Source organism: Bradyrhizobium sp. USDA 376 (genome assembly GCF_054063675.1).
Genome location: NZ_JBSSGN010000001.1, coordinates 5,732,429 through 5,759,217 on the forward strand (window position 1 = coordinate 5,732,429; position 26,789 = coordinate 5,759,217).

At 64.8% G+C, this 26,789-nt stretch carries 23 protein-coding genes and 1 pseudogene; 17 read left to right on the forward strand and 7 right to left on the reverse strand.

All coding sequences use genetic code 11. The features are described 5' to 3' along the window. Positions 1 to 151: 151 nt before the first annotated feature. The 3 genes and pseudogenes from ACVJ19_RS26395 to gntR all read right to left on the reverse strand — a co-directional run bounded on the left by ACVJ19_RS26395 (position 152) and on the right by gntR (position 4,104). Positions 152 to 883: an SDR family oxidoreductase gene (locus ACVJ19_RS26395; protein WP_453952024.1), complete on the reverse strand. Its 732-nt coding sequence runs from the start codon at positions 881 to 883 to the stop codon at positions 152 to 154. Positions 884 to 1,043: 160 nt separating this feature from the next. Next, positions 1,044 to 2,871, reverse strand: a pseudogene (locus ACVJ19_RS26400) (IlvD/Edd family dehydratase). Between the two features lie 138 nt (positions 2,872 to 3,009). Beyond that, complete coding sequence (gntR, locus tag ACVJ19_RS26405) at positions 3,010 to 4,104, reverse strand: HTH-type transcriptional regulator GntR (RefSeq protein WP_453952026.1); 1,095 nt, start codon at positions 4,102 to 4,104, stop codon at positions 3,010 to 3,012. Between the two features lie 203 nt (positions 4,105 to 4,307). Between gntR and ACVJ19_RS26410 the strand changes: the two genes are divergently transcribed. The 14 genes from ACVJ19_RS26410 (at position 4,308) to ACVJ19_RS26475 (ending at position 17,283) form a co-directional block, all read left to right on the forward strand. After that, complete coding sequence (locus ACVJ19_RS26410) at positions 4,308 to 5,375, forward strand: ABC transporter ATP-binding protein (protein WP_018645714.1); 1,068 nt, start codon at positions 4,308 to 4,310, stop codon at positions 5,373 to 5,375. A 52-nt stretch (positions 5,376 to 5,427) separates the two neighbouring features. Continuing rightward, positions 5,428 to 6,747 (forward strand): ABC transporter substrate-binding protein, encoded by a 1,320-nt coding sequence (locus tag ACVJ19_RS26415; RefSeq protein ID WP_453952027.1) that lies wholly within the window; start codon positions 5,428 to 5,430, stop codon positions 6,745 to 6,747. A 100-nt stretch (positions 6,748 to 6,847) separates the two neighbouring features. Continuing rightward, complete coding sequence (locus ACVJ19_RS26420; RefSeq protein WP_453955214.1) at positions 6,848 to 7,765, forward strand: carbohydrate ABC transporter permease; 918 nt, start codon at positions 6,848 to 6,850, stop codon at positions 7,763 to 7,765. A gap of 73 nt (positions 7,766 to 7,838) precedes the next feature. Beyond that, entirely contained in the window at positions 7,839 to 8,684 is an 846-nt protein-coding gene (locus tag ACVJ19_RS26425) for an ABC transporter permease subunit (RefSeq protein WP_442869903.1), read from the forward strand. Positions 8,685 to 8,760: 76 nt separating this feature from the next. Beyond that, positions 8,761 to 9,747 carry a D-erythronate dehydrogenase gene (gene denD, locus ACVJ19_RS26430; RefSeq protein WP_453952028.1) on the forward strand — a complete coding sequence of 329 codons (987 nt, stop codon included), beginning with the start codon at positions 8,761 to 8,763 and terminating at the stop codon, positions 9,745 to 9,747. Between the two features lie 29 nt (positions 9,748 to 9,776). After that, positions 9,777 to 10,751, forward strand: coding sequence for a sugar kinase (locus tag ACVJ19_RS26435; RefSeq protein ID WP_453952029.1), 975 nt, complete (start codon positions 9,777 to 9,779; stop codon positions 10,749 to 10,751). A gap of 25 nt (positions 10,752 to 10,776) precedes the next feature. Next, the gene (eda, locus tag ACVJ19_RS26440) at positions 10,777 to 11,427 is read left to right on the forward strand and encodes a bifunctional 4-hydroxy-2-oxoglutarate aldolase/2-dehydro-3-deoxy-phosphogluconate aldolase (protein WP_453952030.1); all 651 of its coding nucleotides are present in this window, start codon (positions 10,777 to 10,779) and stop codon (positions 11,425 to 11,427) included. Positions 11,428 to 11,486: 59 nt separating this feature from the next. Next, complete coding sequence (locus ACVJ19_RS26445) at positions 11,487 to 12,656, forward strand: acetyl-CoA acetyltransferase (protein WP_453952031.1); 1,170 nt, start codon at positions 11,487 to 11,489, stop codon at positions 12,654 to 12,656. Between the two features lie 123 nt (positions 12,657 to 12,779). Further along, complete coding sequence (locus tag ACVJ19_RS26450) at positions 12,780 to 12,986, forward strand: hypothetical protein (RefSeq protein ID WP_453952032.1); 207 nt, start codon at positions 12,780 to 12,782, stop codon at positions 12,984 to 12,986. Between the two features lie 126 nt (positions 12,987 to 13,112). After that, complete coding sequence (locus tag ACVJ19_RS26455; protein WP_453952033.1) at positions 13,113 to 14,312, forward strand: CaiB/BaiF CoA transferase family protein; 1,200 nt, start codon at positions 13,113 to 13,115, stop codon at positions 14,310 to 14,312. 126 nt (positions 14,313 to 14,438) lie between these two features. After that, positions 14,439 to 15,575 carry a thiolase family protein gene (locus ACVJ19_RS26460; protein WP_453952034.1) on the forward strand — a complete coding sequence of 379 codons (1,137 nt, stop codon included), beginning with the start codon at positions 14,439 to 14,441 and terminating at the stop codon, positions 15,573 to 15,575. Continuing rightward, positions 15,572 to 15,943, forward strand: coding sequence for a Zn-ribbon domain-containing OB-fold protein (locus tag ACVJ19_RS26465; protein WP_453952035.1), 372 nt, complete (start codon positions 15,572 to 15,574; stop codon positions 15,941 to 15,943). Before ACVJ19_RS26460 ends, ACVJ19_RS26465 begins: the two co-directional genes overlap by 4 nt. A 483-nt stretch (positions 15,944 to 16,426) precedes the next feature. Beyond that, positions 16,427 to 16,954 carry a carboxymuconolactone decarboxylase family protein gene (locus ACVJ19_RS26470; RefSeq protein WP_453952036.1) on the forward strand — a complete coding sequence of 176 codons (528 nt, stop codon included), beginning with the start codon at positions 16,427 to 16,429 and terminating at the stop codon, positions 16,952 to 16,954. Positions 16,955 to 16,980: 26 nt separating this feature from the next. Beyond that, positions 16,981 to 17,283, forward strand: a complete 303-nt coding sequence (locus ACVJ19_RS26475) for a nucleoside triphosphate pyrophosphohydrolase family protein (RefSeq protein WP_453952037.1) — start codon at positions 16,981 to 16,983, stop codon at positions 17,281 to 17,283. Between the two features lie 174 nt (positions 17,284 to 17,457). Here the strand turns inward: ACVJ19_RS26475 and glsA are convergent, their stop codons facing one another. The 4 genes from glsA to ACVJ19_RS26495 form a co-directional block, all read right to left on the reverse strand. After that, entirely contained in the window at positions 17,458 to 19,299 is a 1,842-nt protein-coding gene (gene glsA / locus ACVJ19_RS26480) for a glutaminase A (RefSeq protein ID WP_453952038.1), read from the reverse strand. 21 nt (positions 19,300 to 19,320) lie between these two features. Beyond that, a complete protein-coding gene (locus ACVJ19_RS26485; protein ID WP_453952040.1) occupies positions 19,321 to 21,531 on the reverse strand; it encodes a TRAP transporter permease in 2,211 nt (736 codons plus the stop codon). Positions 21,532 to 21,775: 244 nt separating this feature from the next. Further along, entirely contained in the window at positions 21,776 to 22,942 is a 1,167-nt protein-coding gene (locus tag ACVJ19_RS26490; RefSeq protein ID WP_453952042.1) for a TAXI family TRAP transporter solute-binding subunit, read from the reverse strand. 167 nt (positions 22,943 to 23,109) lie between these two features. Next, positions 23,110 to 23,385 carry an acetyl-CoA carboxylase biotin carboxyl carrier protein subunit gene (locus ACVJ19_RS26495; protein WP_453952043.1) on the reverse strand — a complete coding sequence of 92 codons (276 nt, stop codon included), beginning with the start codon at positions 23,383 to 23,385 and terminating at the stop codon, positions 23,110 to 23,112. A 41-nt stretch (positions 23,386 to 23,426) separates the two neighbouring features. Here ACVJ19_RS26495 and ACVJ19_RS26500 point away from each other — a divergent pair, with 41 nt between their 5' ends. The 3 genes from ACVJ19_RS26500 to ACVJ19_RS26510 all read left to right on the forward strand — a co-directional run bounded on the left by ACVJ19_RS26500 (position 23,427) and on the right by ACVJ19_RS26510 (position 26,659). After that, positions 23,427 to 24,401, forward strand: a complete 975-nt coding sequence (locus tag ACVJ19_RS26500; protein ID WP_453952045.1) for an IclR family transcriptional regulator — start codon at positions 23,427 to 23,429, stop codon at positions 24,399 to 24,401. Beyond that, the gene (locus ACVJ19_RS26505; RefSeq protein ID WP_453952046.1) at positions 24,331 to 25,890 is read left to right on the forward strand and encodes an acyl-CoA carboxylase subunit beta; all 1,560 of its coding nucleotides are present in this window, start codon (positions 24,331 to 24,333) and stop codon (positions 25,888 to 25,890) included. Before ACVJ19_RS26500 ends, ACVJ19_RS26505 begins: the two co-directional genes overlap by 71 nt. A 274-nt stretch (positions 25,891 to 26,164) precedes the next feature. After that, on the forward strand, positions 26,165 to 26,659 hold the full coding sequence (locus ACVJ19_RS26510; protein ID WP_453952048.1) for a hypothetical protein: 495 nt from the start codon (positions 26,165 to 26,167) through the stop codon (positions 26,657 to 26,659). Positions 26,660 to 26,789: the final 130 nt, after the last annotated feature.

Below are 26,789 nucleotides of genomic sequence, written 5' to 3' on the forward strand. Positions count from 1 at the left end.
TCGCGGGGAGAGGGTGGGGTGAGGGGTGTCTCCACATACGCATGAGGAGATATTGTGCCTCGCCCCTCACCCGGATTGCACTGGACGATGCTTCGCATCGCCAGGCGCAATCCGACCTCTCCCCGCAGAAGGGCGGGGAGAGGTTAAGAGATCAGAGCATGTAGCCGCCGTCGACGACGAGGTCGACGCCGGTGGTGAAGGCGCTCTCGTCGCTGCCGAGATAGACCGCCATGGATGCGATCTCCTCGGCGGTGCCGAGCCGGCCCATCTTCTGGCGGGAGACGAACATCTCCTTGCCCTGCGGGCCCTGCGCGGCGGCGCGGTCGAGCATCGAGGGCGTTTCGACGGTGCCCGGGCAGATCGAGTTGCAGCGGATGCCCTTGGTGATGAAGTCGAGCGCGACCGCGCGCGACAGCAGCGACACCGCCGCCTTCGACGAGCTGTAAACGTAGCGGTTCGCCGGCGGCCTCAAGGCCGCGCAGGACGAGATGTTGACGATGCTGCCGCCGCCGCCCGCGATCATGTCGGGCAGGAAGGCCCTGATGGTCCGATGCATCGACTTTACGTTGAGGTCGAAGGAGAAATCGAAATCCTCTTCCGAGCACTCCAGGATGGTGCCGTGGTGCACGAAGCCGGCCGCGTTGAGCAGGATGTCGATCTTGCCGACGCGCTTGGCAAAGGCGTTGACGTCGGCGGTGTTGCGGACGTCGAGCTTGGCGACCTCGGCGATGCCTTCCTTGGTCAGGTTCGCGATGCCGGCCTCGTTGATGTCGGTGGCGATCACGGCTGCGCCTTCACGCGCGAATGCGATGGCGCAAGCGCGCCCGATGCCTGCTGCCGCTGCCGTGACGACGGCGCGCTTACCCTTGAGGCGGTCTGCCATGTTCTTGTTCTCCTCTGAATTTTTTGTCGTCATTCCGGGGCGCGCCTCTTGGCGCGAACTACGGTGCGCAATTGCGCACCTGAGAATCCATCGGGCCACAGCGTCGGCTGATCAATGGATTCCGGGCTCGCGACTTCGTCGCGCCCCGGAATGACAGTTGTCAGTGATTATCCCGCGCCACACCAAAGGTGCCGGCGACGTTCTGGTAGCGCGTCGCGAGCTCCATGCAGGCGCCGGTCGATTGCTGGCCGACGGTGTTGCGGTAGATCTCCTGCCACGGCGTCTGGTTCGGCGGATGCTTGAAGCCGCCATTGGCCTTGAGCTCGGCGTGGCGCTGCTTCAGCTCCTCGTCCGGGATCAGGATGTTGGCGCTGCCCTTGTTGAGGTCGATGCGCACCTTGTCGCCGGTCTTCAGGATCGCAAGGCCGCCATTGGCGGCAGCTTCCGGCGAAGCATTGAGAATCGACGGCGAGCCCGAGGTGCCGGACTGGCGGCCGTCGCCGATGCAGGGCAGGGACAGGATGCCGCGTTTGATCAGCGCCGCCGGCGGCTGCATGTTCACGACCTCGGCGCCGCCGGGGTAGCCGATCGGCCCGGTGCCGCGGATGAACAGCACGCAGCGCTCGTCGATGTCGAGCGCGGGATCGTCGATCCGCTCGTGATAATCCTCCGGACCCTCGAAACACGATGGCGCGGCCCTCGAAGGCGTTCAGATCCTTGGGGTTGCTGAGATAGCGATCGCGAAACTCCTTGGAGATCACGCTGGTCTTCATGATCGCGGAATCGAACAGATTGCCCTTCAGCACCAGGAAGCCGGCATCCTTCACCAGCGGCTTGTCGTAGGCAAAGATCACGTCGTTGTCGGGCTTGGGCGCATCCTTACAGTTCTCGCCGATGCCGCGGCCGTTGACCGTGACCGCATCCTCATGAATGCGCTTGTGCTTCATCAGCTCGCGCACCACCGCCGGCACGCCGCCCGCGCGGTGGAATTCTTCGCCGAGATAGAAGCCGGCCGGCTGCATGTTGACCAGCAGCGGCACGTCGTGGCCGACCTTCTGCCAGTCGTCGATCGACAGCTCGACGCCGATGTGGCGGGCCAGCGCGTTGATGTGGATCGGCGCGTTGGTCGAGCCGCCGATCGCCGAGTTGATCACGATGCAGTTCTCGAACGCCTTGCGGGTGAGGATGTCCGAGGGCTTGAGATCTTCCCAGACCATCTCGACGATGCGCTTGCCGGTCTCGTAGGCGATCTGGCCGCGCTCGCGATAGGGCGCGGGGATCGCCGCGCAGCCCGGCAGCGAGAAGCCGAGCGCTTCGGCCAGCCCGTTCATGGTCGAGGCCGTGCCCATGGTGTTGCAATGGCCGACCGAGGGCGCCGAGGAGGCCACGATCTCCATGAACTCCTCATAGTCGATCTCGCCGGCGGCGAGCCGCTCGCGCGACTTCCAGACGATGGTGCCGGAGCCGGTGCGCTCGCCGTCGTGCCAGCCGTTCAACATCGGGCCGCCCGACAGCACGATCGCGGGCAGGTTGACGGTCGCCGCCGCCATCATGCAGGCCGGCGTCGTCTTGTCGCAGCCGGTGGTCAGCACCACGCCGTCGAGCGGATAGCCGTAGAGGATCTCGACCAGGCCGAGATAGGCGAGGTTGCGATCGAGCGCCGCGGTCGGGCGCTTGCCGGTCTCCTGAATGGGGTGGGTCGGGAATTCCATCGCAATGCCGCCGGCCTCGCGGATGCCCTCGCGGACGCGGTGGGCGAGCTCGATATGGTGGCGGTTGCAGGGGGAAAGGTCGTTGCCGGTCTGGGCGATGCCGATGATCGGCTTGCCGGACTGGAGCTCGGCGCGGGTGAGGCCGTAGTTCAGGTAGCGCTCCATATAGAGCGCGGTCATGCCCGGATTATGCGGGTTGTTGAACCATTCCTGCGAGCGAAGGTGGCGGCGGGTGCCGTTGCCGGCCGCATGCCCATTGGTTGGCTTTTTTGTCATTGTTGTTTTCTCCTGCAATGCAAACGCACTGGCGTCAGTCACCGGCGTGGATCTTGGGCTGTCGGCTTGTGCGATGCCCAACGGCGTGAGCGATGGTCTGCCTGCCCGTTGGCGGGTCGTTTCCTCACAAGTGCGATACTAGTCATGGCTGCTTGGTAACGCTACCATTTTGTTCGGTGCGGCGCCTACGGCTGGCCTGTTGTCCGAGTGCCGCGCCGACGAGCTTTGCCGCTCGATCACCTTGAAGCCGAGGTCGAGCACCGGCTGCTCCGGGCGCCGTCCCTCGATCGCCTCGATCAGCATGGCGGCGGCCGTCTTACCCATCTCGTAGCGGTTGGTGCGCACGCTGGTGAGGGTGGGGACGGCGGAGGCCATGAACTCGAGATCGTTGAAGCCGACGATCGCGATCTGCTCGGGGACGCCGATCTCGCGGCGGCGGCATTCGAACAGCACGCCGAGGGCGAGGTCGTCATTGGCGCAGAACACCGCGTCGAGGTCGGGCTGGCGCGCCAGGAGATCGGTGAAGAGGGCGCCGCCGAGCGTGACCGAGGTCGGCGTCGCCGTCGTCACGACGAGGCGCTGCTCGAACAGGCCGGCGTCCTTCATGGCGGAGACATATCCGTCCAGCCGCCGCTGCACCCTGGGATCCATGCGCGCGCCGACGAAGCCGATCTTGCGGCGGCCTTGCGCGAACAGGTGGGCAACCGCCGCGCGTGCTGCATCATAGTGGGAAAAGCCGATCATCATGTCGACCGGATTGGGTCCGATCTCCATGATCTGCACGATCGGGCAGTCGGCCGCCTCCAGCATCGCGCGCGATTCAGCGGTCTGGTCGATGCCGGTGACGATCAGCCCGGCCGGCTTCTGCGCCAGAAACAGGCGCAGCAGCTTCTCCTCCTGGAGAATACTGTAGCGTGTATTGGACAACTGGATCGAGTAACGGCTGCCTTCGGACGCGTCGTAGATGCCGCGCAGCACGTCCGAAAACACGTTGTTGGTGAGTGACGGAATCAAGACACCGATCACCTCGGTGCGCTGCGAGGCCAGTGCGCGTGCCGCGAGGTTGGGCACATAGCCGAGCTCCTTGGCCGCGCTTTCGACCCGCGTCCGCTTGGCGACTGACAGCGCTTCGGGATTGCGGAAGAAGCGGGACGCTGTAATCGGGCTCACGCCGGCAAGCTCGGCGACTTCCGCCAGCCGGATTTTGCCTGACTTGGTGCGTTTTCGACCCATTTGCTGCTCTTAACACAGTCACTGCCGCAAACAAAGGAACGTTGACAGCGCTACCAGCAACGACTAACCAAAGACAAATTGCCAAAGCCGCGCAAACTGCCGACAATGTAGCCTGCTAGAGTGGGCTTCGTTCGGCGAAGTTCAGAAAAACAAGACGGTGGCGGCGTGACAGTTGCGTCGCCTGAGTCGGAGGAGGGAGCTAGATGTCGTCTGTGCAAATCCGCGACGTGCGGAAATCGTTCGGCAATTTTGAAGTCCTGCACGGCGTCACGATTCCGATCGAGGACGGCCAGTTCGTCGTTTTGGTTGGCCCCTCCGGCTGCGGCAAGTCGACGCTTCTGCGCATGCTCGCAGGCCTCGAGAACATCACCTCCGGCACGATCTCGATCGGCGACCGCGTCGTCAACAATGTCCAGCCCAAGGAGCGGGACATTGCGATGGTGTTCCAGAATTACGCGCTCTATCCGCACATGACGGTGGCCGACAACATGGGCTTCTCGCTGAAGCTGCGGAATGCCGGCTCAGATGAGATCAACAAGCGCGTCAAGCGCGCCGCCGAGATCCTGGCGCTGTCGCCGCTGCTCGACCGCTATCCGCGCCAGCTCTCCGGCGGTCAGCGCCAGCGCGTCGCCATGGGCCGTGCCATCGTGCGCGATCCCCAGGTCTTCCTGTTCGACGAGCCCTTGTCGAACCTCGACGCCAAGCTGCGCGTCGCCATGCGCACCGAGATCAAGGAGCTGCACCAGCGGCTGAAGACGACCACCGTCTACGTCACCCACGACCAGATCGAGGCCATGACCATGGCCGACAAGATCGTCGTCATGCATGACGGCATCGTCGAGCAGATGGGCACGCCGCTCGAGCTCTACGACAAGCCGGAGAACCAGTTCGTCGCCGGCTTCATCGGCTCGCCCGCCATGAACTTCCTCAAGGGCCATGTGCGCGTCAACGGCGTTGCGACCTTCGAGGGACCGAACGGCGTCAAGCTGCCGCTCAAGACTGCGCCGGCGGCCTCCGACGGCCGTCCCGCCGTCTATGGCGTGCGGCCCGAGCATTTCACCATCGCCGATGACGGCGCCGAGGCCGAGATCATCGTGGTCGAGCCGACCGGCTCGGAGACGCAGGTGTTCGCCAAGCTCGGCGGCGAGCAGGTCGTCGCCGTGTTCCGCGAGCGTCACCAGTTCAATCCGGGCGACAAGGTGCGGCTGAAGCCCGACCCGTCGCTGGTCCATCTGTTCGACGATGCGACAGGCAAGCGCATGAACGCCTAGCGCAAACGACGACAAGTCATAAGACAACAAAAAGCATCACAGGGAGGACAACATGCAAGACTTTACCCGCCGGACTCTGCTTCAAGGCGGAACGGCTCTGGCTGCGACCGGCATGCTGACCGGGCCGGCGCTGTTCGACTTCGCCAGGGCCTGGGCGCAGAGCGCGCCCTGGAAGGCCGAGCCCGGCGCCAAGCTGACCGTGATGCGGTGGAAGCGCTTTGTGCCGGCGGAAGACGATGCGTTCAACGCGATGGTGGCGGCGTTCAAGACTGCGACCGGCACCGAGATGAACGTGTTCAGCGAATCCTTCGAGGACGTGCAGCCGAAGGCCTCGGTTGCGGCCAACACCGGCTCGGGGCTCGATCTTGCCTGGGGTCTGCACACGCTGCCGCAGCTCTTCCCCACCAAAGTGCTGAAGATGAACGACGTCGCCGATTATCTCGGCAAGAAGTATGGCGGCTGGACCGATGCGGCCGCCAAGACCTGCAAGCTCGGCGACGACTGGCTCGGCATTCCCGTCGCGACCAACGGCGGCTACATGACCTACCGCAAGTCGGCGCTCGACAAGGCCGGCTTCAAGGAATTCCCGAAGGACTTCCCCGGCTTCCTCGAGATGTGCAAGGCCCTGAAGGCGAACAACACGCCGGCCGGCTTCGCGCTCGGGCACGCCTCGGGTGACGGCAATTCGTGGCTGCACTGGGTGCTGTGGGGCCACGGCGCCTACACGGTCGATCAGAACGACAAGATCATCATCAATTCGCCGGAGACGGCGAAGGCGCTGGAGTATTGCAAGGCGCTGTATGAGAGCTTCATCCCGGGCACGGCGTCCTGGAACGACTCTTCCAACAACAAGGCGTACCTCGCCGGCGAGCTCTATTGCACGGCGAACGGCATCTCGATCTACGTGGCCGCCAAGACCGACGCGACCAAGAAAGAACTCACCGCGGATACCTATCACGCGCTCTGGCCGGTCGGCCCGGTCGGCAAGCCGACCGAGCTGCAGCTCGCGCTGCCGATCCTCGCCTTCAACTTCACCAAATATCCGAACGCGGCGAAGGCCTTCGTCGCCTTCATGCTGGAGAAGGAAAACTACGAGAAGTGGCTGGACGGCGCGCAGGGCTATCTGACGCAGACCCTGAACGCCTACGAGACGGCGCCAATCTGGACGGCGGATCCCAAGAACGCCGTGTTCTCGCAGGCCTCCAAGCGGACCCTGCCGGCGGCCGGCATCGGCACGGTCGGCGAGAAGGCGGCGACCGCGATCGCCGACTTCATCGTCGTCGACATGTTCGCCAACTACTGCACGGGCGCCAAGGATGCGAAGGGCGCGATGACGGAAGCCGAGCGCCAGCTGAAGCGCATCTATCGTTGAGGATCACGGGGCGGGCGGCCATCCGGCCGCCCGCTCGCCAACATTTCGATCAGGGATATCGGGCATGGCTGATGTCGCAATTCCCCGGGCCAAGCCTCAGATGAGAGAGGCGAGCGCCTGGAACCAGCTCAAACACAATCGCAACTGGCTCGGCTTCTGGTTCATGGTGCCGGCCATGGCGTTCCTGATCTTCTTCCTGGCCTATCCGCTGGGGCTCGGCATCTGGCTGTCCTTCACGGACACCCGTATCGGCAGGGTCGGGCACTTCGTCGCCACCGAGAACTATGAGTGGCTGTGGGACGATTCCATCTTCTGGCTGTCGGTGTTCAACACGCTCCTGTACACCTTCGTCGCCAGCGCTCTCAAATTTGCGATCGGGCTCTATCTCGCACTGCTGCTGAACGAGAATATGCCGTTCAAGGCGATGCTGCGCGCGATGGTCCTCATCCCCTTCATCGTGCCGACGGTTCTCTCGGCGCTCGCGTTCTGGTGGATCTTCGATTCGCAATTCTCCATCATCTCCTGGTCGCTGAAGCATCTCGGTCTGATCGACCAGAACATCAACTTCCTTGGCGATACGACCTGGGCACGCATTTGCGTGATCTTCGCCAATATCTGGCGTGGCGTGCCGTTCGTGGCGATCACGCTGCTCGCAGGCCTGCAGACGGTGTCGCCGTCGCTCTATGAGGCGGCAACGCTCGACGGCGCCACCCGCTGGCAGAATTTCCGGCACATCACCTATCCGCTGCTGACGCCGATCATCGCCGTCGTCATGACGTTCTCGGTGCTCTTCACCTTCACCGACTTCCAGCTGATCTGGGCCATGACCCGCGGCGGCCCGGTCAATGCCACCCATCTGATGGCGACCCTGTCGTATCAGCGCGCGATCATCGCCGGGCAGCTGGGCGAGGGGGCCGCGATCTCCAGCGCCATGATTCCGTTCCTGCTCGCTGCGATCATGGTCTCATGGTTCGGATTGCAGCGCCGGAAATGGCAGCAGGGAGAGAGCAATGACTGACCTGCCCACCAGATCCATCGATCTCAAGAACGTGCTGTCGGGCTCGGGGCCTACGGCCGATCACACCGAGGGCATGAGCTATCTGCAGTCGGTGCCGCGCCGGATCGTGACGCTGTATCTGCCGCTCGCGATCATCGTCGTCATCCTGCTGTTCCCGTTCTACTGGATGGCGCTGACGTCGGTGAAACCCGACGAGCAGCTGCTCGATCTCGACAGGTACAACCCGTTCTGGACCTGGAATCCGACCTTCAAGCATTTCCACAAGCTGCTGTTCGAGAGCTACTATCCGCATTGGCTCTGGAACACGATGTACGTGGCGGTCTGCGCCACGGTGCTCTCGATCATCGCGTCGGTGCTGGCCGCCTATGCCATCGTGCGGTTGCGCTACAAGGGGGCCCACCTGGTCGGCGGGCTGATCTTCCTCGCCTATCTGGTGCCGCCGTCGATCCTGTTCATTCCGCTCGCCACCGTCGTGTTCCAGTACGGCCTGTTCGATTCGCCGCTGGCGCTGATCCTGACCTATCCGACCATCCTGATCCCGTTCTCGACCTGGCTGTTGATGGGCTATTTCAAGACCATCCCGTTCGAGCTCGAGGAATGCGCGCTGATCGACGGGGCGAGCCGGTGGCAGATCCTGATCAAGATCGTGCTGCCGCTCGCGATTCCCGGCCTGATCTCGGCCTTCATCTTCTGCTTCACCCTGTGCTGGAACGAGTTCATCTACGCCCTGACATTCCTGCAATCGACCAGCAACAAGACGGTGCCGGTGGCGATCGTCAACGAGTTCGTGGACGGCGACATCTACCGCTGGGGCTCGCTGATGGCGGGGGCGCTGGCCGGCTCGCTGCCGCTCGTCATCCTTTACGCCTTCTTCGTGGAGCATTATGTGTCGGCGATGACCGGCGCCGTGAAGGAATGATCGCGGGGCTTGCCTGAGGGCGCGCCAATACAATTCAAGAGCGGCGCGTTCCGGCCAATAAGAAGGAGTTAAGCTCTTGCACATTCTGGTTCTCGGCGCCGCCGGCATGGTTGGCCGCAAATTCTGTGAACGGCTGCTGCGTGACGGCCGGCTCGGCAAGAGCGACATCACCAAGCTGACCATGCATGACGTGGTCGAGCCGAAGAAACCGGAGAAGGCCGGTTTCCCCGTCGAGACCGTCTCGGGCGATTTCGCCGTGCCGGGCGCGGCCGAGAAACTGATCGCCGGCCGTCCCGACGCGATCTTCCATCTCGCCGCGATCGTCTCGGGCGAGGCCGAACTCGATTTCGACAAGGGCTACCGCATCAACCTCGACGGCACGCGGATGCTGCTCGACGCGATCAGGCTCGTCGGCGGCGGCTACAAGCCGCGCGTAGTGTTCACGTCCTCAATCGCGGTGTTCGGCGCGCCGTTCCCGGATGCGATCGGCGACGAGTTCTTCCACACCCCGCTGCTCAGCTACGGCACCCAGAAGGCGATCGGCGAACTCCTGCTTGCCGACTATTCGCGCCGCGGCTTCCTCGACGGCATCGGCATCCGCCTGCCGACCATCTGCATCCGGCCCGGCCTGCCCAACAAGGCGGCATCGGGCTTCTTCTCCAACATCCTGCGTGAGCCGCTGGCCGGCAAGGAAGCGGTGCTCCCGGTCTCCGAGGACGTCCGCCACTGGCACGCCACGCCGCGCTCCGCGGTCGGCTTCCTGCTCCACGCCGGCACCATGGACCTCGCGACCGTCGGCCCGCGCCGCAACCTGACCATGCCCGGCCTGTCGGCCACCGTCGGCGAGCAGATCGCGGCACTGAAGCGGGTTGCCGGCGACAAAGTCGCCGCCCGTATCAAGCGCGAGCCCGATCCCTTCATCGTCGGCATCGTCGGCGGCTGGCCGCGCAATTTCGATGCAAAGCGCTCGCGCGAGCTCGGATTCACCACCGCCGAGAAGAATTTCGACGATATCATCCGCATTCACATCGAAGACGAGCTCGGCGGCAACTTCGTCGCCTGACCTAACCGATGAACAGCGTGGATATGACGATGGCGAGCGTTGCTTGCATCGGCGAATGCATGGTCGAGCTCCGGCAGGCCCAGGGAGGCGCGTCTGCCGGGCAGGGGCAGGGCGGCGGGCTGTACTCGCGCGGCTTCGGCGGCGACACCCTCAACACGGCCGTGTATCTCGCGCGGCTCGAGGTCAAGGTCGACTATCTCACCGCGCTCGGCGACGATGCCCTGAGCGATGAGATGATCGCGGCCTGGAATGCGGAGAGCGTCGGCACGCGGCGTGTCGTGCGGCTGCCGGGCAAGCTGCCCGGCCTCTACATGATCCAGCTAGATGCCAAGGGCGAGCGCCAGTTCTTCCACTGGCGCGACAGCGCGGCGGCGCGCCAGCTGATGAGCCTGCCGGAGACGGACGAACTGCTCAACTCGCTGATGAGCTATGACATCGTCTATCTCTCCGCGATCACGCTCTCGATCTACGATGCGGCCGGACGCGATCGCCTGTTCGCGGCGATCAAGCGTGCGCGCCTGCTCGGCACCCGCTTCGTGTTCGACACCAATTTCCGCGCACGCGGCTGGCCCGATCGCGACGTCGCCCGCGAGGTCTTTGCCGCGGCCTTTGCAGCCGCCGACATCGTGCTGACCTCGACGGAGGACCTGCTCGCGCTCTATCCCGGCGAGAGCCACGAGCAGCTGATGGCGCGCATCCCGACCCCGGAGCTGGTGTTCCGGCTGGCCGAGCCGGTCAGCCTGCTGCGCTTTCCGGGGGGGACCCGCGAGGTCCGCGCCGAGCCCATGACCAAGCCCGTGGTCGACACCACTGCTGCCGGCGACAGCTTCGCCGCGGCCTACATTGCGGCCCGGCTGGCCGGCGCCGAGCCGGTCGAGGCCGCCCAGGCCGGACATCGCCTCGCCAGCCTCGTGATCTGCTATCCCGGCGCCATCATTCCGGGCTATGCCATGCCGCCGAAGAAGCGGCACCGACCGGCGGCCTCTCGCCAGGCCACCAAGTAAAAAGCGACCAAATGAATCGAGATCCATGACCACGTCTGCCCAACAGAACCACCTCGTCGCGCTGTTCAAGGCCGCGACCGTCATTCCCGTCCTCACCATCGAGCGCATCCAGGACGCCGTGCCGCTGGCGCGTGCGCTGGTTGCCGGCGGCGTCCGCACGCTGGAGGTGACCCTGCGCACCCCCGTCGCGATCGAGGCGGCGAGGGCGATGATGGCCGAGGTCCCCGAGGCGGTCGTCGGCATCGGCACCATCCTCAATCCGGCCGACTTCACCCGTGTCGAGAAGCTCGGCGTCGCGTTCGGCATCAGCCCGGGCCTGACTCCTGATCTCCTCAAGGTCGCAACCGACAGCTCCCTGCCGTTTGCGCCGGGCATCGCCACGGCCTCCGAGCTGATGATGGCGCTGTCCTACGGCTTCGATGTCGCAAAATTCTTCCCGGCCGAGCAGGCGGGCGGCATCAAGGGCCTGCGGGCGCTCGGCGGCCCGTTCCCGGGCGTGCGGTTCTGCCCCACGGGCGGGGTCGGCGAGGCCAATGCGGCGACCTGGCTCGCCGAGCCCAACGTGGTGGCGGTCGGCGGTTCCTGGCTGTGCCCGACGGCGGAGATCAGGGCCGGGAACTGGGCCGGCATAACTGCCATCTGCCAGCGCACCCTCCAGGCCCTGAAAGCTGGGTGAAGTCTTGCCATCCCTGCGCTAAGACTTAGCTCAGGTGAAAGACCCAGGGAGAAGAGACCATGACCGCCAGCATCGTCGGATGGGCGCATACGCCGTTCGGCAAGTTCGACACCGAAACCGTCGAAAGCCTCGTCACCCGCGTCGCCAATGAGGCGCTGGCGGATGCCGGCATTTCCGCCTCCGACGTCGACGAGATCGTGCTTGGCCATTTCAACGCCGGCTTCTCGCCGCAGGATTTTACCGCCTCGCTGGTGCTCCAGGCCGACCCGAAGCTGCGCTTCAAGCCCGCGACCCGCGTCGAGAATGCCTGTGCCACCGGCTCCGCCGCGGTGCACCAGGGCCTGCGTGCGATTGCCGCAGGCGCGGCCAAGATCGTCCTGGTCGTCGGCGTCGAGCAGATGACGCGGACGCCGGGCCCGGAGATCGGCAAGAACCTGCTCAAGGCCTCCTACCTGCCTGAGGACGCCGACACGGTCGGCGGCTTTGCCGGCGTGTTCGGCAAGATCGCCAGCTCCTATTTCCAGAAATACGGCGACCAGTCCGATGCGCTGGCGCTGATCGCAGCCAAGAACCACAAGAACGGCGTCGCCAATCCCTTCGCCCAGATGCGCAAGGATTTTGGCTTCGACTTCTGCCGCGCCGAGAGCGAGAAGAACCCGTACGTCGCCGGCCCCCTGAAGCGCACCGACTGCTCGCTGGTCTCCGACGGCGCGGCGGCGCTGGTTTTGGCCGATGCCGAGACCGCCAGGGGCATGAGCAAGTCGATCGGTTTCCGCGCCACCGCGCATGCCCAGGACTTTTTGCCGATGTCCAAGCGCGACATTCTCCAGTTCGAGGGCTGCACGGTCGCCTGGCAGCGCGCGCTGGAAAAGGCCGGGATCACGCTGTCCGATCTCTCCTTCGTCGAGACCCATGACTGCTTCACCGTCGCCGAGCTGATCGAGTACGAAGCGATGGGCCTGACGCCGAGGGGGCAGGGCGCCCGCGCCATCAAGGAGGGCTGGACGCTCAAGGACGGCAAGCTGCCGGTCAATCCGTCCGGCGGCCTGAAGGCCAAGGGCCATCCGATCGGCGCCACCGGCGTCTCCATGCATGTGATGACCGCGATGCAGCTCGCAGGGCAGGCGCCCGAGGGCATGCAGCTCAAAAATGCGAAACTCGGCGGTATCTTCAACATGGGCGGCGCGGCCGTCGCCAACTACGTTTCGGTGCTCGAGCCGCTCAAGTAAGCTCTCGTAGGGTGGGCAAAGGCGCGAAAGCGCCGTGCCCACCTTTTCCTTGCGTTAGATCATGGTGGGCACGCTTCGCTTTGCCCACCCTACGGCTCCTGATTGATTGGCGAGACGCGCATCATGAGCACTAACTACGAAGATTCACTTTCCCTCGAAGCACTGAACGACCGCATCGCGATCCTCGAGGACAATATCCGCCAGCTCATCGAGCAGGCCGCCGCCGCCTCCGGCGAGCAGAACGAGTCGCGGATCGCCGATCGGATCAACCAGCAGAATGACGAGCTCGAGCGGCTCTTGAAGATCCGGGAATCCCGCCAGAAGAAATAGCAGCCGATATCGCCACGCGGCGCATGCGGCCATACCCCGGCCGCCCTTGCGTGCGCGGCGCCACTGTCTTTAGCTGGACCGAAATCGCCGGGCCGCATCCAGAGCCCGCGCAATCGGGAGCGAACGATGGGGCCGCTGAAGGGCATCAAGGTCATTGACATGACCACCGTGCTGATGGGGCCCTATGCGACCCAGATGCTCGGCGACTACGGTGCTGAAGTCGTCAAGGTGGAATCGCTCGACGGCGATGTCACCCGCCTGATCGGCCCGATGCGCCATGCCGGCATGGGCCCGGTGTTCCTCAACACCAACCGCAGCAAGCGCTCGATCTGCCTCGACCTGAAGAAGCCCGCGGGGCGCGAAGCCGTGCTGCGCATGCTGAAGGATGCCGACGTGCTGGTCTACAACGTCCGCCCGCAGGCGATGGCGCGGCTGCAGCTCGGCTATGACGTCGTCTCCGAGATCAACCCGCGCCTCGTCTATGCCGGCGTGTTCGGCTTCGGCCAGGACGGGCCCTATGCCGCAAAACCCGCCTATGACGATCTGATCCAGGGCGCAACCGCGTTGCCGGCACTGATGGCGCAGACCGGCGACGGCGTGCCGCGCTATGTGCCGAACGCGCTGGTCGACCGCATCGTCGGCCTCACCGCGGTCGGCGCGATCTGCGCCAGCCTCGTGCATCGTGACCGCACCGGCCGCGGCCAGCGTCTGGACATCCCGATGTTCGAGACCATGGCCGGCTTCGTCATGGGCGATCACATGGGCGGGCTCACCTATGAGCCGCCGCTCGACAAGGGCGGCTATGCCCGCCACCTCTCGCGCGACCGGCGGCCTTACAAGACCTCGGACGGCTATCTCAGCGTCATCGTCTACAACGACAAGCAGTGGGAGAATTTCTTCAAGGCGACGGGCCGCGACGATCTTCGCGCCGATCCCAAATTCGCCACCTTCGCCGGCCGGGCCGCCAATATCGACGTCGTCTATGCCGAGCTCGCGCGCATCTTCGAGACTCGCACCACGGCGGAATGGATCGAGCTGCTCACCAGGGCGGACGTGCCGGTCATGCCAATGCACGATCTCGCCTCGATCCTGCACGACGAGCATCTGGAGGCGACCGGATTTTTTCCGGTGGTGACCCATCCGACCGAAGGCCCGATCCGCAGCATGAAGGTGACGGCGACCTGGTCCGAGACGGAGGCCGAACCTGTCAGGCTCGCGCCGCGGCTCAACGAGCACGGCGCGGAGATTTTGCGCGAGATCGGATACTCCGCCGACGAGATCGCCGCCATGATCCGCGATGGCGTCACGCGTTCGGCGCCGGAGTAGGGAGGAAGCGATGAGCACGGCTTTCTCATCCGTCATTCCGGGGCGATGCGTAAGCATCGAACCCGGAATCTCGAGATTCCGGGTTCGGTCCTTCGGACCGCCCCGGAATGACGAGGAGGAGAGACGATGAGCTTCATCACCGGCGTCGGCCTCACGCCTTTCGGCAAGCACGAGGGCTCGTCCTCGCTCGACCTGATGAGCAAGGCCGCGCAAGCCGCGCTCGACGATGCCGGACTGAAGCGCGCCGAGATCGACGGCGTCCTCTGTGGCTACTCCACCGTCTCCCCGCACATCATGCTCGCCACCGTGTTCGCCGAGCATTTCGGCATTCGCCCGTCCTACGCCCACGCCGTCCAGGTCGGCGGCGCCACGGGCCTCGCGATGACCATGCTCGCGCATCATCTCGTCGAAGCCGGCGTCGCGCGCAACGTTCTGGTCGTTGCCGGCGAGAACCGCCTCACCGGACAGAGCCGCGACGCCTCGATCCAGGCGCTGGCGCAGGTCGGCCATCCCGATTACGAGGTGCCGCTGGGCCCAACCATTCCCGCCTATTACGGCCTCGTCGCCACGCGCTATATGCATGAATACGGCGTGAGCGCAGAGGACCTTGCCGAATTCGCGGTGCTGATGCGCAGCCACGCCTGCACCCATCCCGGCGCGCAATTCCACGATCCCATCACGGTCGCCGACGTCATGGCCTCGAAGCCGGTGGCGATGCCCTTAAAACTGCTCGACTGCTGCCCGGTGTCCGACGGCGGCGCGGCGTTTGTCATCAGCCGCGAGCGAACCGGGGAGACAGGCGTGCGCATCCGCGGCTGCGCGCAGGCGCATACCCATCAGCATGTCACGGCTGCCCCCGCACTCAGCGAGCTCGGCGCCGAGATCTCCATCGCCCGTGCGAAGGAAGCCACAGGCCTTGCGATATCAGACGTGCGCTACGCCGCAATCTACGACAGTTTTACGATCACGCTGGCCATGCTGCTGGAAGACCTCGGCCTTGCCGGCCGCGGCGAAGCGGCCGCACGCGTCCGCGCCGGCCATTTCGGTCGCGACGGGGCGATGCCGCTCAACACCCATGGCGGCCTGCTCAGCTATGGCCATTGCGGTGTCGGCGGCGCCATGGCGCATCTGGTCGAGGCGCATTTGCAGATGACGGGGCGGGCGGCGAATCGCCAGGTGCGCGACGCCTCCGTTGCGCTGCTGCACGGTGACGGCGGCGTGCTGTCGTCCCATGTCAGCATGTTTCTGGAGCGGGTGCGATGAGCAAGCGTGTAGCGGACTGGACCAAGGGCGAAGAAGCCATCACCTACCAGACCTGCACCTCGTGCGGCCATGTCCAGTATTTCCACCGCGCCTTCTGCGCGGCTTGCGGGGCATCGGAGCCGCGCGAGGCGCGCGCGAGCGGCAAGGGCAGGGTGTACGCGACCTCGCTGGTATGCCGCGCCGCCACGCCCGAGACGCGTGCGCACGTGCCCTACAACATTTTGCTGGTCGATTGCGCCGAGGGTTTTCGCATGATGGCGCATGGTGACAACGGACTCGCCATCGGCGATTCGGTTGTCGCGAGCTTCAAGCCGTTCGCCGGAAAGCTCGTGCCGTACTTTGCCAAGAACAAGGCCAAGAGCAAATAGTAGGATCCGTCATTCGGGGGCGGTCCGAAGACCGAACCTGGAACGGGAATTCTGGGCCTGGCCTGTGCGAGGGCCACCCCGGAATGACGAAAACTCTTAAAACGCTTTACTCAACGCCCGTAGAACAAGATGCTGGCGATGACGAGCATCGCCGTCACCGCCAGCATATGCGCGAGCGCTCCCGAGGCCGCCCCCTTGGTGGCTTCCTTCATGCCGTTTTCTCCCTAGACTTGGGCGTGACTCATCGTGGCGCGGCAAGCGCGCACGACGGCCAATTGTTTTTACTCGGAACACCCCTTGCGAGTATCCGCCGCGATTTGTCCCCACGCGGCGAATATCGACTGTGTCAGGGTCGATCAGCAATGCGGCGGCATTTTGACTCGATGATGTTGCTCCTGCGTCCGCTGGCAATTACAGTTTCGGGGAACTCTCGCCGATGGCGACAAGAAGCATCAAAAGATCAGGGAAAACTTCAGGAAAATCATGGCCCGCATTCAGTACAGCGACCCGTCCAAGGCATCCGACCGCACCCGCGAAATCCTCGACAAGAACCGCCACGCCAACATCTTCCGGATGATGGCGCACTCGCCGAGCTATTTTGAGCAGTACTGCCGCCTGGGTGGCGCGATCAGGCACAAGGGCGAGCTCGATCCGGTCGTGCGCGAGCTTGCGATCACGCGCACCGGTATCCTGTGCCAGGCTCCGTACGAGATTGTCGCGCACAAGCGCATCGGCAGGAATGTCGGCGTCACCGACGAGCAGAACGAGGCGCTCGAGAACTGGCAGGCCGCGAGCTGTTTCAACGAGGTGCAGCGCGCCGCGCTCGTCTTCACCGACGAGATCGTAAAATTGAACAAGCCGACGGATGCGACCTTCAGAGCGATCGCGTCGAAGCTCACGCCGGCCGCGCTGGTCGAATTGCAGCTCTCGGTCGGCTTCTACATCATGACGTCAAAGTTCCTGGAGACCTTCGAGATCGACCTCCAGCCGGTCACCGAAGTGGTGGGCTGATCCGACACAAGCGGCGAGGGATGCTCATGACGATCGATGAATATGCGGTCTGGGCCGCGAGCGTTGCGAAAGTCGACGAGCATCCGTCCAACGAGCGGCTGTCCTATCTCGGCCTCGGCCTCGCGGGCGAGGCCGGCGAGGTCGCCGACCACATCAAGAAGCTGCTGCGCGACAACTGGCTCGACCAGGCGGGTCTCGTCGATGAGCTCGGCGATGTCATCTACTACTGGGCCTGCCTCTGCGCAGCGACCGGCCAGAAGCCGTCCGAACTGCTCGAAAAGAGCGCGGCGAAGATCAAGCGGCGGCTGAGCGAAGCTGCGAGCCGCTAGGCCAGGTATGAGCTGGGGACGGGATCACCTCTCCCGTAGGGAGAGGTCGGATCGCATCGGGAGATGCGATCCGGGTGAGGGGTTCCAGTCGCAATTGTACGCTGCGGCCCCTCACCCGGATTGCTTCGCAATCCGACCTCTCCCCGTCGGGGAGAGGTGAGGGACCTCAGCTCGCTACGTCGACGTCAGAATATCCACCTTCGCGTTGGCGACGATCAGGCGGTCGGCCAGCAGCCGGGCGAGGTTGCGCATGATGCACTCGCTGGCGCGCGGGTGTTGCTCGCGGAAGCGCTCGAAATCCTTCAGCGGCACTTCGAACGCCGTCGCTGCCATGTCGGCGAAGACGTCGGCCGAGCGGGTCTGCTCCAGCAGCGCCATCTCGCCGAACGCCATGCCGGCGGTCAGGGTCGCGAGCCTCACGCCGTCGGGCAGCGTGACATGTACGGCGCCGCTGCGCAGGAAGAACAGGGCGTCGGCAGCATCGCCGGTGGTGAGGATTTTTGCGCCGGACTGATAGGTCCTGATGGTGCAGAGCGAGGCGAGATCGGTCAGCTCCTGCTCGCTCAGCCCTGCCAGCAGCGGCTGTTCGGCGAGCTCGGTGGTCTCATGAAAATCGATCGAGCCGCCATAGCGGTAGACGATCTGGTCTTCGGCCCATTCGATCGCGGTGTCGAGCAAGTAGAAGTCGCGCACGTTCTTCAGCTCCGCGGTCCATTCGCGCAAGCTGTTCCACTCCTTGGAGGCGCGCCGGACGCCGGACAGGACAACGGTGACATTGAGTGCGGCGAGCTCCTCGAAGGCTTCGGCGACGAGACGCGCACCGGCGCGCGTGGTCGAGGTCACGCGGTGGAGGTCGAAGATCACGAATTGCGGCCGCGGCCGCCCCGCGAGCCGGCGCGAGACGTAGTCAACCGCCGACAGCGACAGCGTGCCGACCAGCTCGATGATGCGCACCTCCTGCTCATGCGCGGCCAGGATCTCGCGCTCCTGCGGCCGGCGCACGCGGCGGGACGGGCTCTTGCCGATGTCGTAGTCGGCGATGACGGCGTTGCGCGCGTCGTCGCTGCGGTTGAGCATATGCAGGTCGTAATGCGAGGACAGCGCCTCGCAGACCTTGATGCCGCGCACGCTGTTGCCGTGCTTGTCGAGTTTTGGCGAATAGCTGCCGAGGCCGAGGCGGGCAGGGAGCGCGGCGAGGATGCCGCCGCCGACGCCGCTCTTGGCGGGGATGCCGATCCGGTAGATCCATTCGCCGGCATAGTCGTACATGCCCGACGAGGTCATCACCGACAGCGTGCGCGAGATCGCATACGGCGTCATCACCTGCTCGCCGGTCACCGGATTGACGCCGCGATTGGCGAGGGTCGCCGCCATCACCGCGATGTCGCGCGCGGTAACGAGCACCGCGCATTGCCGGAAATAGACGTCGAGCACGGCGGCGACATTGTCGGAGATCACCGCATTGGTCTTGAGCAGATAGCCGATGGCGCGGTTGCGGTCGCCGGTTTGGCTTTCCGACGTGTACACGGCCTCTTCCACGGCGAGGTCGCGGCCGGCAAAGCGACTGAGCGCGAGGCGGATCTGCTCGAACGCTTCGGGGCCCTTGCTGTCGTAGATCAGTCCGGTGCAGGCGATCGCGCCGGCATTGACCATCGGGTTGAACGGATGGTTGTCGGAATTGAGCCGGATCGAGTTGAAGGGATCGCCCGACGGCTCGACGCCGATCGCGCTCTCGACCTTGCTCGCGCCCAGCAGGTCCAGCGCCAGCGCGAATACGAACGGCTTTGACATCGACTGGATGGTGAAGGGCACCCGGCTGTCGCCGACTTCATAGACATGGCCGTCCAGCGTGGCGAGGCTGATGCCAAAATAGGCAGGGTCGGCCTTGCCGAGTTCGGGGATGTAGTCGGCCACATGGCCGGACGTTTCGGCCGAGAATTCGTTGAGGCACGTATTCAGAAACCGCAGCAAAGGCGGGTTCGAGCGGGTCCAGGCGGAGGCGAGAGGCGATGTCATCGCCTCTCTTGTGCAACGCAATCAGGGTGTGTGCAACCCGTTCGGCACCATGGCCTGCCGCCGGACCAGCAGCAGGGCGACCAGAACCGTGGGCGCGAGGATGGCAAGGCCGAGCAGCGTCACCTGCATCTGCGACAGCGGCATGATGCCGCCGCCGGGCGTGGCGACCACGAAGCCGCCGATCACCAGCAGCACGCGGATCGGCCATTCCAGCATCCCGGCGCGGCGCAAGTCGCCGACGAAGGACTGGTAGCCCTGGATGCCGCCGCAGATGAAGAGGATACCGAAACAGGCAAGTCCCGTGAGTCCAAGCGCCTCCAGATACGGATTGGGGCCCTGGAGCAGCAGCGCCGGATTGAGCACGAAGAAGAACGGGATGAAGTAGATGATGCTGCCGACCCACATGCTCTCCCAGCCGGTCTTCATCGCGGGCGCACCGGCGATGCCGGCCGCCGCGAAGGAGGCGATCGCCACCGGCGGGGTGATCGAGGACAGCATGCCCCAGTAGAAGATGAACATGTGCACGGCCATCTTGTTGAGCCCGAGCTTCTCCAGCGCGGGCGCCACCAGGATGGCGAGGAAGATGTAGCAGGAGGTCGTGGTCAGCCCGAGCCCCAGGATCAGGCTGGTGATCGCGCACATGATCAGCAGCAGGAAGGCATCGCCGCCAGCGATGCTGAGCAGGTCGTTGGCGAGGCTCGAGATCACGCCGGTGAGCGAGAAGGCGCCGATCAAAAGGCCACAGCCGGCGAGGATCGCGATCAGCTCGACGAACGTCTTGCCGTTGAGCTCGAGGAATTGCAGCCAGCGCGCGCCGCCCCAGTTCTTGCCGGGGAAGAATTCGTTCAGCGCCGCCAGAAGGCACATGCCCCACAGCGCGGCATTGAGCACGCCGTACCAGAACATCGCAGCCGTTGCTGCGACCGAGGCTGCCAGCACCAGCGTGTTGCCGAGCTTCCACCGCGCCGGACCCGACCATTGGTGCAGGATCACCAGCAGCACCGAGGCATAGAACGGCGCATGGCTCTCGCGCTTGAAGTAGAGCAGCATCACCACGAGCACGACGATCACGAAGAGATAGTACCAGCCCTCCTTGAACGCATCCCAGAACCGCGGCAGCTCGGCGCGCGGCAGGCCCTTCAGCTTGTGACGGGCGGCATAGGCGTCGACTTGCGCGAACAGGCCGGCATAATAGAGCACCGAAGGAATGGTCGCGGCGAGCGCGACGTCGGCATAGCCCGTGTTCATGAACTGCGCCATGACGAAGGCGGTGGCACCCAGCACCGGCGGCGCCAGCACCGCGCCGGTCGAGGCGCAGGCCTCGATCGCGCCGGAATAGGAGGGCGTGAAGCCGGTCTTCTTCATCGCGGGGATCGTCATCGTGCCGGCGGTCAGCACGTTGGAGACGATGCTGCCGCCGACGGTGCCGAGCAAGCCGGATGCGAACACGCAGACCTTTGCAGCGCCGCCGCGGAAGGTGCCGCACATCGCAAAGGCGATGTTGATGAAGAACTTTCCCGCACCCGTCATCATCAGCGCGGTGCCGAACACCAGGAATCCGATCACCGTGTCGGCAAAGGCCTGGATGGGAATCCCGAGCAGGCTCTCGCCGGAGAGCATGTGATAGGAGGTCGTCTGCTGCAGCGTCGATTGCGTGCCGCGGAACGGCCCAAGCCAGCTCGAATCCGCAAACAGCGGATAGAGCGTGAAGGGCAGCACGCTGAGCAGCAGGCTCCAGCCGCCGGTACGGCGCAGCGCCTCCATCAGCACGAACCACATGACGAGCCCCGCGGCGATCACGTTGGTGGGCGCGCCGTCGAACTCCCAGCCGAGCTGGGCCGCCTTGCGGATGTTGAGCATCAGCCAGATCGCCGAGCCGAAGGTCGCCGCGAACAGCAGAAGGTCGTACCAGGGGATGCGGTCGAGCGGCGCCTTCTCCGATCCCGGGAAGATCAGGAAGGTGAAGGGCAGCATCAGGGCGATCAGCAGATAGAAGTATTCGGTGTTGAGCTGGGTGTAGTCGATGAAGAACCGCAGCGAGAATTGTTGGTTCACACACAACAGGATGGTCGCCGCCGTGGCCGCCATCAGCACCCAGCGCCAAGCGCCCTTCAAGGTGCGGACGCGCGTGACCTCGGATTCCTGCAAGTCAGCGGCGGCGCCGAGATGCGGATCCTCGAACACGACGCGCCTGGCTTCGTCCTGGGGGCCGGTGGAGATTGAAGCAGACATGATCGATCCCGGACGTGGGCTGCTAAATGCTCATAGAAGCAAATGGCTGCTGGTTGAATCGGTCGGGCCGCAGGCTCTGCAACCTCTCCCGCTTGCTGGAGAGGTCGGCGCGCAGCGCCGGGTGAGGGCTTTCTCCTCTGGGGGAATCCCGCCGTGGAGACGCCCTCTCCCCAACCCTCCCCCGCAAGCGGGGGAGGGGGCGCACCTGTCGCGCAGCAACGACCAAGCTCAATCTCAGCACCTTCTATTCCTCGAATCCGTTCGGCATGTCGGCTTTGGCCAGCGCCGCCGCGCGCGCCTTCATCCAGCCGTCGAGAAACGCCTTGTCATCCGATGGCGGATTGGACTTGCCGTAATCCGTCCACGCCGCGGCGAGCACCTCCTGACGCTTGATCAGCTTGTTGTTGTGCGCGTCCTGGGCATCGCTCCATTGCCCGGATTCCTTCAGCGCCTTCACGGCGCCGGGATGCACCGGCACCACCCAGTTCTTGGTCTGGCGGTCGGCGGCAAGGCCGCCTGCGCCGGGTGCGGAGTCCTTGTAGGCATCGTAGTTCACGATCATCGCCTTGGTGATGGCGTAGACTTGATCGGCCGGCTGCGAGGCATAGGCGACGAAGATCGGGTAGGGGTAATTGCCGAGCTCGACCGGCTTCTCCGGCGAGATGCCGGCGCCGCAGGTCGCAGTCTGCGGGAAGAAGAACGAGCCGACCTTCTGCATCCGCGCCCAGCCCTCCTTGTCCTTGGCCGGTAGCGGTGGCCAGATCAGACCGCGCGGCGAGGTCTCGGCTTCCTTGGCGGGGCCGGTGATGGTGGTGCCGAAGGCGGCGTCGACATCGTTGTTGATCAGGCCCTTCCACATCGCGCCGTAGCTTGCGAACTCGACCGCCTTGACGTCCTTCTGCGTCAGCCCGGCAAAGGCGAGCACCGCGAGCGAGTTCTGGTTCAGCGCGGGCGAGCCGACCACGAAGCCGACGCGCTTGCCCTTGAGGTCCTTCAGCTCCTTCACGCCGGTATCCGCTGCGACGGCGAGCGAGGCGCAATTGCAGTCGACGGTCGAGAGCAGGGTCTGGAGCGGTTGCGGGCCCCATTCCTTCGAGCCGAACTCGAACACGCCCTCCTGCGCGAAATAGGTGCCCGATCCCATCGCGGCGGAGGCCGCGCGCTTGGCGCGCAGCGGCGCGAGGCGGGCGACGTCATTGCCTGCGGGCAGCACGCGCACGTCGGTGCTGTATTTGTCCTTCATCATCTTGCCGACGCCGACCGCGATGTTGAAGCCGGCGGTGCCGGTGTCATAGGCGGTGAACGTCAATGTCGCCGGCAGCTTGATGTCTTCGGCGAATGCATAGCGTGTAGACGCAAAAGAAATGCCCGCCACCAAGGCAGGCGCGAGCATGAGCAGCCCACGAAGCATGTTTCCCTCCAATGATCCTCGCTTTGCCGCGAAGACTTTCATTCTTTGTTTGAAACAGATTTTTGTTTGAATCGGATCATGTCATCCGCATCACGCGATGGCAACGCTGTCCCGCGCATGCAGGAACGCGACTGACAGATTGTCGCGGAAACCCACGGATAACGCAGTCAGTTCGCGACGATCGCGATCGCCTGTCCCTCGGCAACGACATCGTCGAGCTTCACCAGAAGCGATGTGATCGTGCCGCTGGCGGGCGAGGGCACCGGGATCTCCATCTTCATCGCTTCGACGACCACAACGTCATCACCATCCGCGACGGTTCCTCCAACCTGCACGGGAGTTGCGCAGATGCGCCCCGCGATTTCAGTGACGATCTTTATTTCTGGCATGCCAATCGCCTTTTTGTTGTCGTTGCAAAATGCCTGAGGTAGCTTCGTCTGCAAGTGGAATTTAATTCCGCAGAGCGGAACAAACGGTAGGGATCATGGGACGACGTTCGGAGCGGTTGAGTAGGCAAGGTGCGCTCGCTGGCGAAGCCGGTGAGGGTGATGTCATCCAGGTGGTGTCGCGCGCGTTCGACGTGTTGCGATGCTTCGAGGGCCACGAGGCAAGGCTCGGCAATCTCGAGATTTCAAATCGCTGCGGCCTGCCGCGCTCGACGGTGTCGCGGCTCACGCACACGCTGACGCGCATGGGGCAACTGGTTTACCTGCCGCGTGACCAAAAGTATCGCATCGGCCCGAGCGCGGTGGCGATGAGCGCCTCGATGATGAAGGGCGCGCAGCTGCGCAGCATGATCCGCCAGCGGCTGCAGGAAATCGCCGAGCAATTGCCTGGCACGGTCGGCTTCGTCGTGCCCGATCGCTTCCATCTCGTCTATCTCCAGTTCGCGCGCTCGGCCTCTGCGCTCGGCCTGCACGAGGGCACCGGCAGCCGCATCTCGATGGCCTCGACCGCGGCAGGCGCGGCCTACACCGCGGCGCTGGCGCCGGAAGTCGGCGATGCCTTCATTGCGGAGATGGAGCGCGAAGCGCCCGAGGCGGCGAAGATCCTCAAGCCTCGCATCGACGCCAACCGGCAGTCGCTGCGCGAACGCGGCTATGTCGTGGCGTGCGGCCTGTGGAGCCCGCACATCAACGGCCTCGCGGTGCCGATCTGGTCGCCGCAGTATCAGACCTTCGTCGTCATCACGATCGGTCTTCTCTCGGCGATGTATGACGAGCAGCGTCTGCATGACGAGGTTGCTCCGCTCATGCTCGCGCTCGGCCGCTCGCTCGGCAGCCTGATGGAGGGCGCGGAAGGCGACGTCTTCAACAACCGCATCTCGCGCAAACCGGTCGCAATGGCGGTGCATAACAATAACAAGCCGATCAATTCGGAGGGAGTAAATGAACTGGAAGCCGGAACTCGACGAGCTCGCCCGGCGCGAAGCCTTCGCGCGGGAGATGGGCGGCGTTGACAAGGTCAAGCGACAGCATGACCAGGGCCGGCTGACTGTTCGGGAGCGTATCGACAAGCTGATCGACAAAGGCAGCTTCCACGAGATCGGTGCCGTCTCCGGCATCGGTGAGTACGATACCAGCGGCGATCTGAAGAAACTGACGCCGGCGAACTGCGTGTTCGGCCGCGCGCGCGTTGACGGCCGTACCGTGGTCGTGGTCGGTGACGATTTCACCGTGCGCGGCGGCTCGGCGGATGCGTCGATCTCCGCCAAGCCGCTGATGGCGGAAGAGATGGCGCACGACTTCCGTCTGCCCATCGTCCGCATCATCGAAGGCTCCGGCGGCGGCGGCTCGGTCAAGACCATCGAGACCAAGGGCGCAGCCAATTTGCCCGGCGGCATCGGCGGCACGCGCTGGTACCGCTTCACGACGGAGAACCTGGCGCGCGTGCCCGTGGTCGCGCTCGGCCTCGGTTCGGTCGCAGGCCTCGGCGCCGCTCGGCTTGCGGCCAGCCATTACTCCATCATGACGCGGAAGTCCGCGATGTTCGTCGCGGGCCCGCCGGTGGTGAAGGCGCTGGGGCAGGACCTCTCGAAGGAGGAGCTCGGCGGCGCCGAGATCCAGACCCGCGCCGGCGCGGTCGACCATGCCGTCGACACCGAAGAGGAGGCGTTCGCCTGCGCGCGCCGTTTCCTGTCCTATCTGCCGTCATCGGTCTACGAGTTGCCGCCGACCTTGCCCTGCACCGACAATCCGGAGCGCGGCGACGAAGCGCTGATGAATGCGGTGCCGCGCAACCGCAAGCAGGTCTACAAGATGCGGCCCATCATCGAGTCCGTCGTCGACAAGGGCTCGTTCTTCGAGGTCGCCAAGAACTTTGGCAAGCCGATCATTGTCGGTCTCGCGCGGCTCGAGGGCCGGGCGGTGCTGCTGCTCGCCAGCGACAGCTTCCATTACGGCGGCTCCTGGACGGCGGATGCGTGCCAGAAGGTGGTGCGCTGGGTCGACTTCGCCGAGACCTTCCATCTGCCGGTGGTCTATCTCATGGACTGCCCGGGCTTCATGATCGGCCTCGATGCCGAGAAGGCCGCGACCATCCGCCACGGCGTCCGCGCCATGGCGGCGGTCAACCAGACCACCGTGCCCTGGTGCACCGTGATCCTGCGCAACGCCTTCGGCGTCGCCGGCGTCGTGCATCAGCCGGCAGACCGCTTCTCGATCCGCTACGCCTGGCCGTCGGCCTATTGGGGTTCGCTGCCGCTCGAAGGCGGCATCGAAGCCGCCTACCGCGCCGACATCGACGCGGCCGAGGACAAGGTCGCAAAACTGAAGGAGATCGAGGAGCGGCTGAACAAGCTGCGCTCGCCGTTCCGCTCGGCCGAAAAATTCTGGGTCGAGGAGATCATCGATCCCCGGAAGACGCGGTCGCTGCTGTGCGAGTTCGCGCGGCTGGCCGAGCCGCTGCGCAAGGCCGGGCCGCCGGAGAACATGACGATCAGGCCGTGAGGCCCGGCCGTCACTCACTCCCGTGTCCCGGCTCTGCAGCGCACCGCACCGGACGATGTTTCGCATCGCCGGGGGCGTTGCGCTGCGTCCGGGGCACGAGAGCGTGGTGTGGGGCATGCCCGCCTCAACATCGTCATGGCGAGCGTGCCAAGCCGCAATCCCCCAGCGCGGCAACGTTCGGGCAATCTCCGCAACATTTGTAAACATCTTCGCCAACATCTCGCGGCTGTTCACGCGTAGGACGCGCGCGGATTTTACGGATCAGGATTGGCAGATGCTATTGAAGTCCATGGCCGGACGTATCGGTGTCGGCGGGATTTGGCTTGCGCTCGCCGGCATCAGCCCGTTGCGCGCGGAGGCTGTGTTCGACAGCCTGGCCGGCGCATGGTCGGGCACCGGCACGATGAAGCCGTCGGACGGCCCGCGTGAAAAGGTTCGCTGCAAGGTGGCGTACAACGTCACGCGGCCCGGACGGTCGCTGACCCTGGACCTGCGCTGCGCGAGCGATGCGTACAAGATGGTCCTGTCCGCCAACATCGAGCAGAGCGGGACCGAGCTTTCGGGAAACTGGTTCGAGAGCGAATACCGCCAGGGCGGCAAGGTCTACGGCACGAACAAGGATGGCCTGATCGAGGCCCGGATCGAAGGAAACACGGTGGCCGCGCTGGTGACGATCCAGACCAAGGCCACTCATCAGTCCTTCCTGATGGAAGCTCCGGGCTCCTGGATGTCGGAGGTCGCAATCGAATTGAACAAGGAAGCGAAGTGACCTCGATCTCCGCCTGCGCGGAGGCGCGCGATCGGCGCCTCGAAGCCGCCGGCGACCGGGGGTGCCGCCCGTATTACGCGTCCCTGCACCCCATCGCTGCAATCTCCGGGAACCTGTTTAATTGGCGTTA

Bases quoted from the DNA above. Each gene is read 5' to 3' on its own strand.
- ACVJ19_RS26445 (WP_453952031.1), top strand. From the start codon at position 11,487: ATGACCGCCAGCATCGTCGGATGGGCGCATACGCCGTTCGGCAAGTTC.
- ACVJ19_RS26510 (WP_453952048.1), top strand. From the start codon at position 26,165: ATGCTATTGAAGTCCATGGCCGGACGTATCGGTGTCGGCGGGATTTGG.
- ACVJ19_RS26485 (WP_453952040.1), bottom strand. From the start codon at position 21,531: ATGTCTGCTTCAATCTCCACCGGCCCCCAGGACGAAGCCAGGCGCGTC.
- ACVJ19_RS26460 (WP_453952034.1), top strand. From the start codon at position 14,439: ATGAGCTTCATCACCGGCGTCGGCCTCACGCCTTTCGGCAAGCACGAG.
- ACVJ19_RS26465 (WP_453952035.1), top strand. From the start codon at position 15,572: ATGAGCAAGCGTGTAGCGGACTGGACCAAGGGCGAAGAAGCCATCACC.
- ACVJ19_RS26395 (WP_453952024.1), bottom strand. From the start codon at position 883: ATGGCAGACCGCCTCAAGGGTAAGCGCGCCGTCGTCACGGCAGCGGCA.
- ACVJ19_RS26500 (WP_453952045.1), top strand. From the start codon at position 23,427: ATGGGACGACGTTCGGAGCGGTTGAGTAGGCAAGGTGCGCTCGCTGGC.
- glsA (WP_453952038.1), bottom strand. From the start codon at position 19,299: ATGACATCGCCTCTCGCCTCCGCCTGGACCCGCTCGAACCCGCCTTTG.
- gntR (WP_453952026.1), bottom strand. From the start codon at position 4,104: ATGGGTCGAAAACGCACCAAGTCAGGCAAAATCCGGCTGGCGGAAGTC.
- eda (WP_453952030.1), top strand. From the start codon at position 10,777: ATGACCACGTCTGCCCAACAGAACCACCTCGTCGCGCTGTTCAAGGCC.
- ACVJ19_RS26470 (WP_453952036.1), top strand. From the start codon at position 16,427: ATGGCCCGCATTCAGTACAGCGACCCGTCCAAGGCATCCGACCGCACC.
- ACVJ19_RS26415 (WP_453952027.1), top strand. From the start codon at position 5,428: ATGCAAGACTTTACCCGCCGGACTCTGCTTCAAGGCGGAACGGCTCTG.
- ACVJ19_RS26505 (WP_453952046.1), top strand. From the start codon at position 24,331: ATGAACTGGAAGCCGGAACTCGACGAGCTCGCCCGGCGCGAAGCCTTC.
- ACVJ19_RS26420 (WP_453955214.1), top strand. From the start codon at position 6,848: ATGAGAGAGGCGAGCGCCTGGAACCAGCTCAAACACAATCGCAACTGG.
- ACVJ19_RS26475 (WP_453952037.1), top strand. From the start codon at position 16,981: ATGACGATCGATGAATATGCGGTCTGGGCCGCGAGCGTTGCGAAAGTC.
- ACVJ19_RS26490 (WP_453952042.1), bottom strand. From the start codon at position 22,942: ATGCTTCGTGGGCTGCTCATGCTCGCGCCTGCCTTGGTGGCGGGCATT.
- ACVJ19_RS26410 (WP_018645714.1), top strand. From the start codon at position 4,308: ATGTCGTCTGTGCAAATCCGCGACGTGCGGAAATCGTTCGGCAATTTT.
- ACVJ19_RS26425 (WP_442869903.1), top strand. From the start codon at position 7,839: ATGAGCTATCTGCAGTCGGTGCCGCGCCGGATCGTGACGCTGTATCTG.
- ACVJ19_RS26455 (WP_453952033.1), top strand. From the start codon at position 13,113: ATGGGGCCGCTGAAGGGCATCAAGGTCATTGACATGACCACCGTGCTG.
- ACVJ19_RS26450 (WP_453952032.1), top strand. From the start codon at position 12,780: ATGAGCACTAACTACGAAGATTCACTTTCCCTCGAAGCACTGAACGAC.
- ACVJ19_RS26435 (WP_453952029.1), top strand. From the start codon at position 9,777: ATGGCGAGCGTTGCTTGCATCGGCGAATGCATGGTCGAGCTCCGGCAG.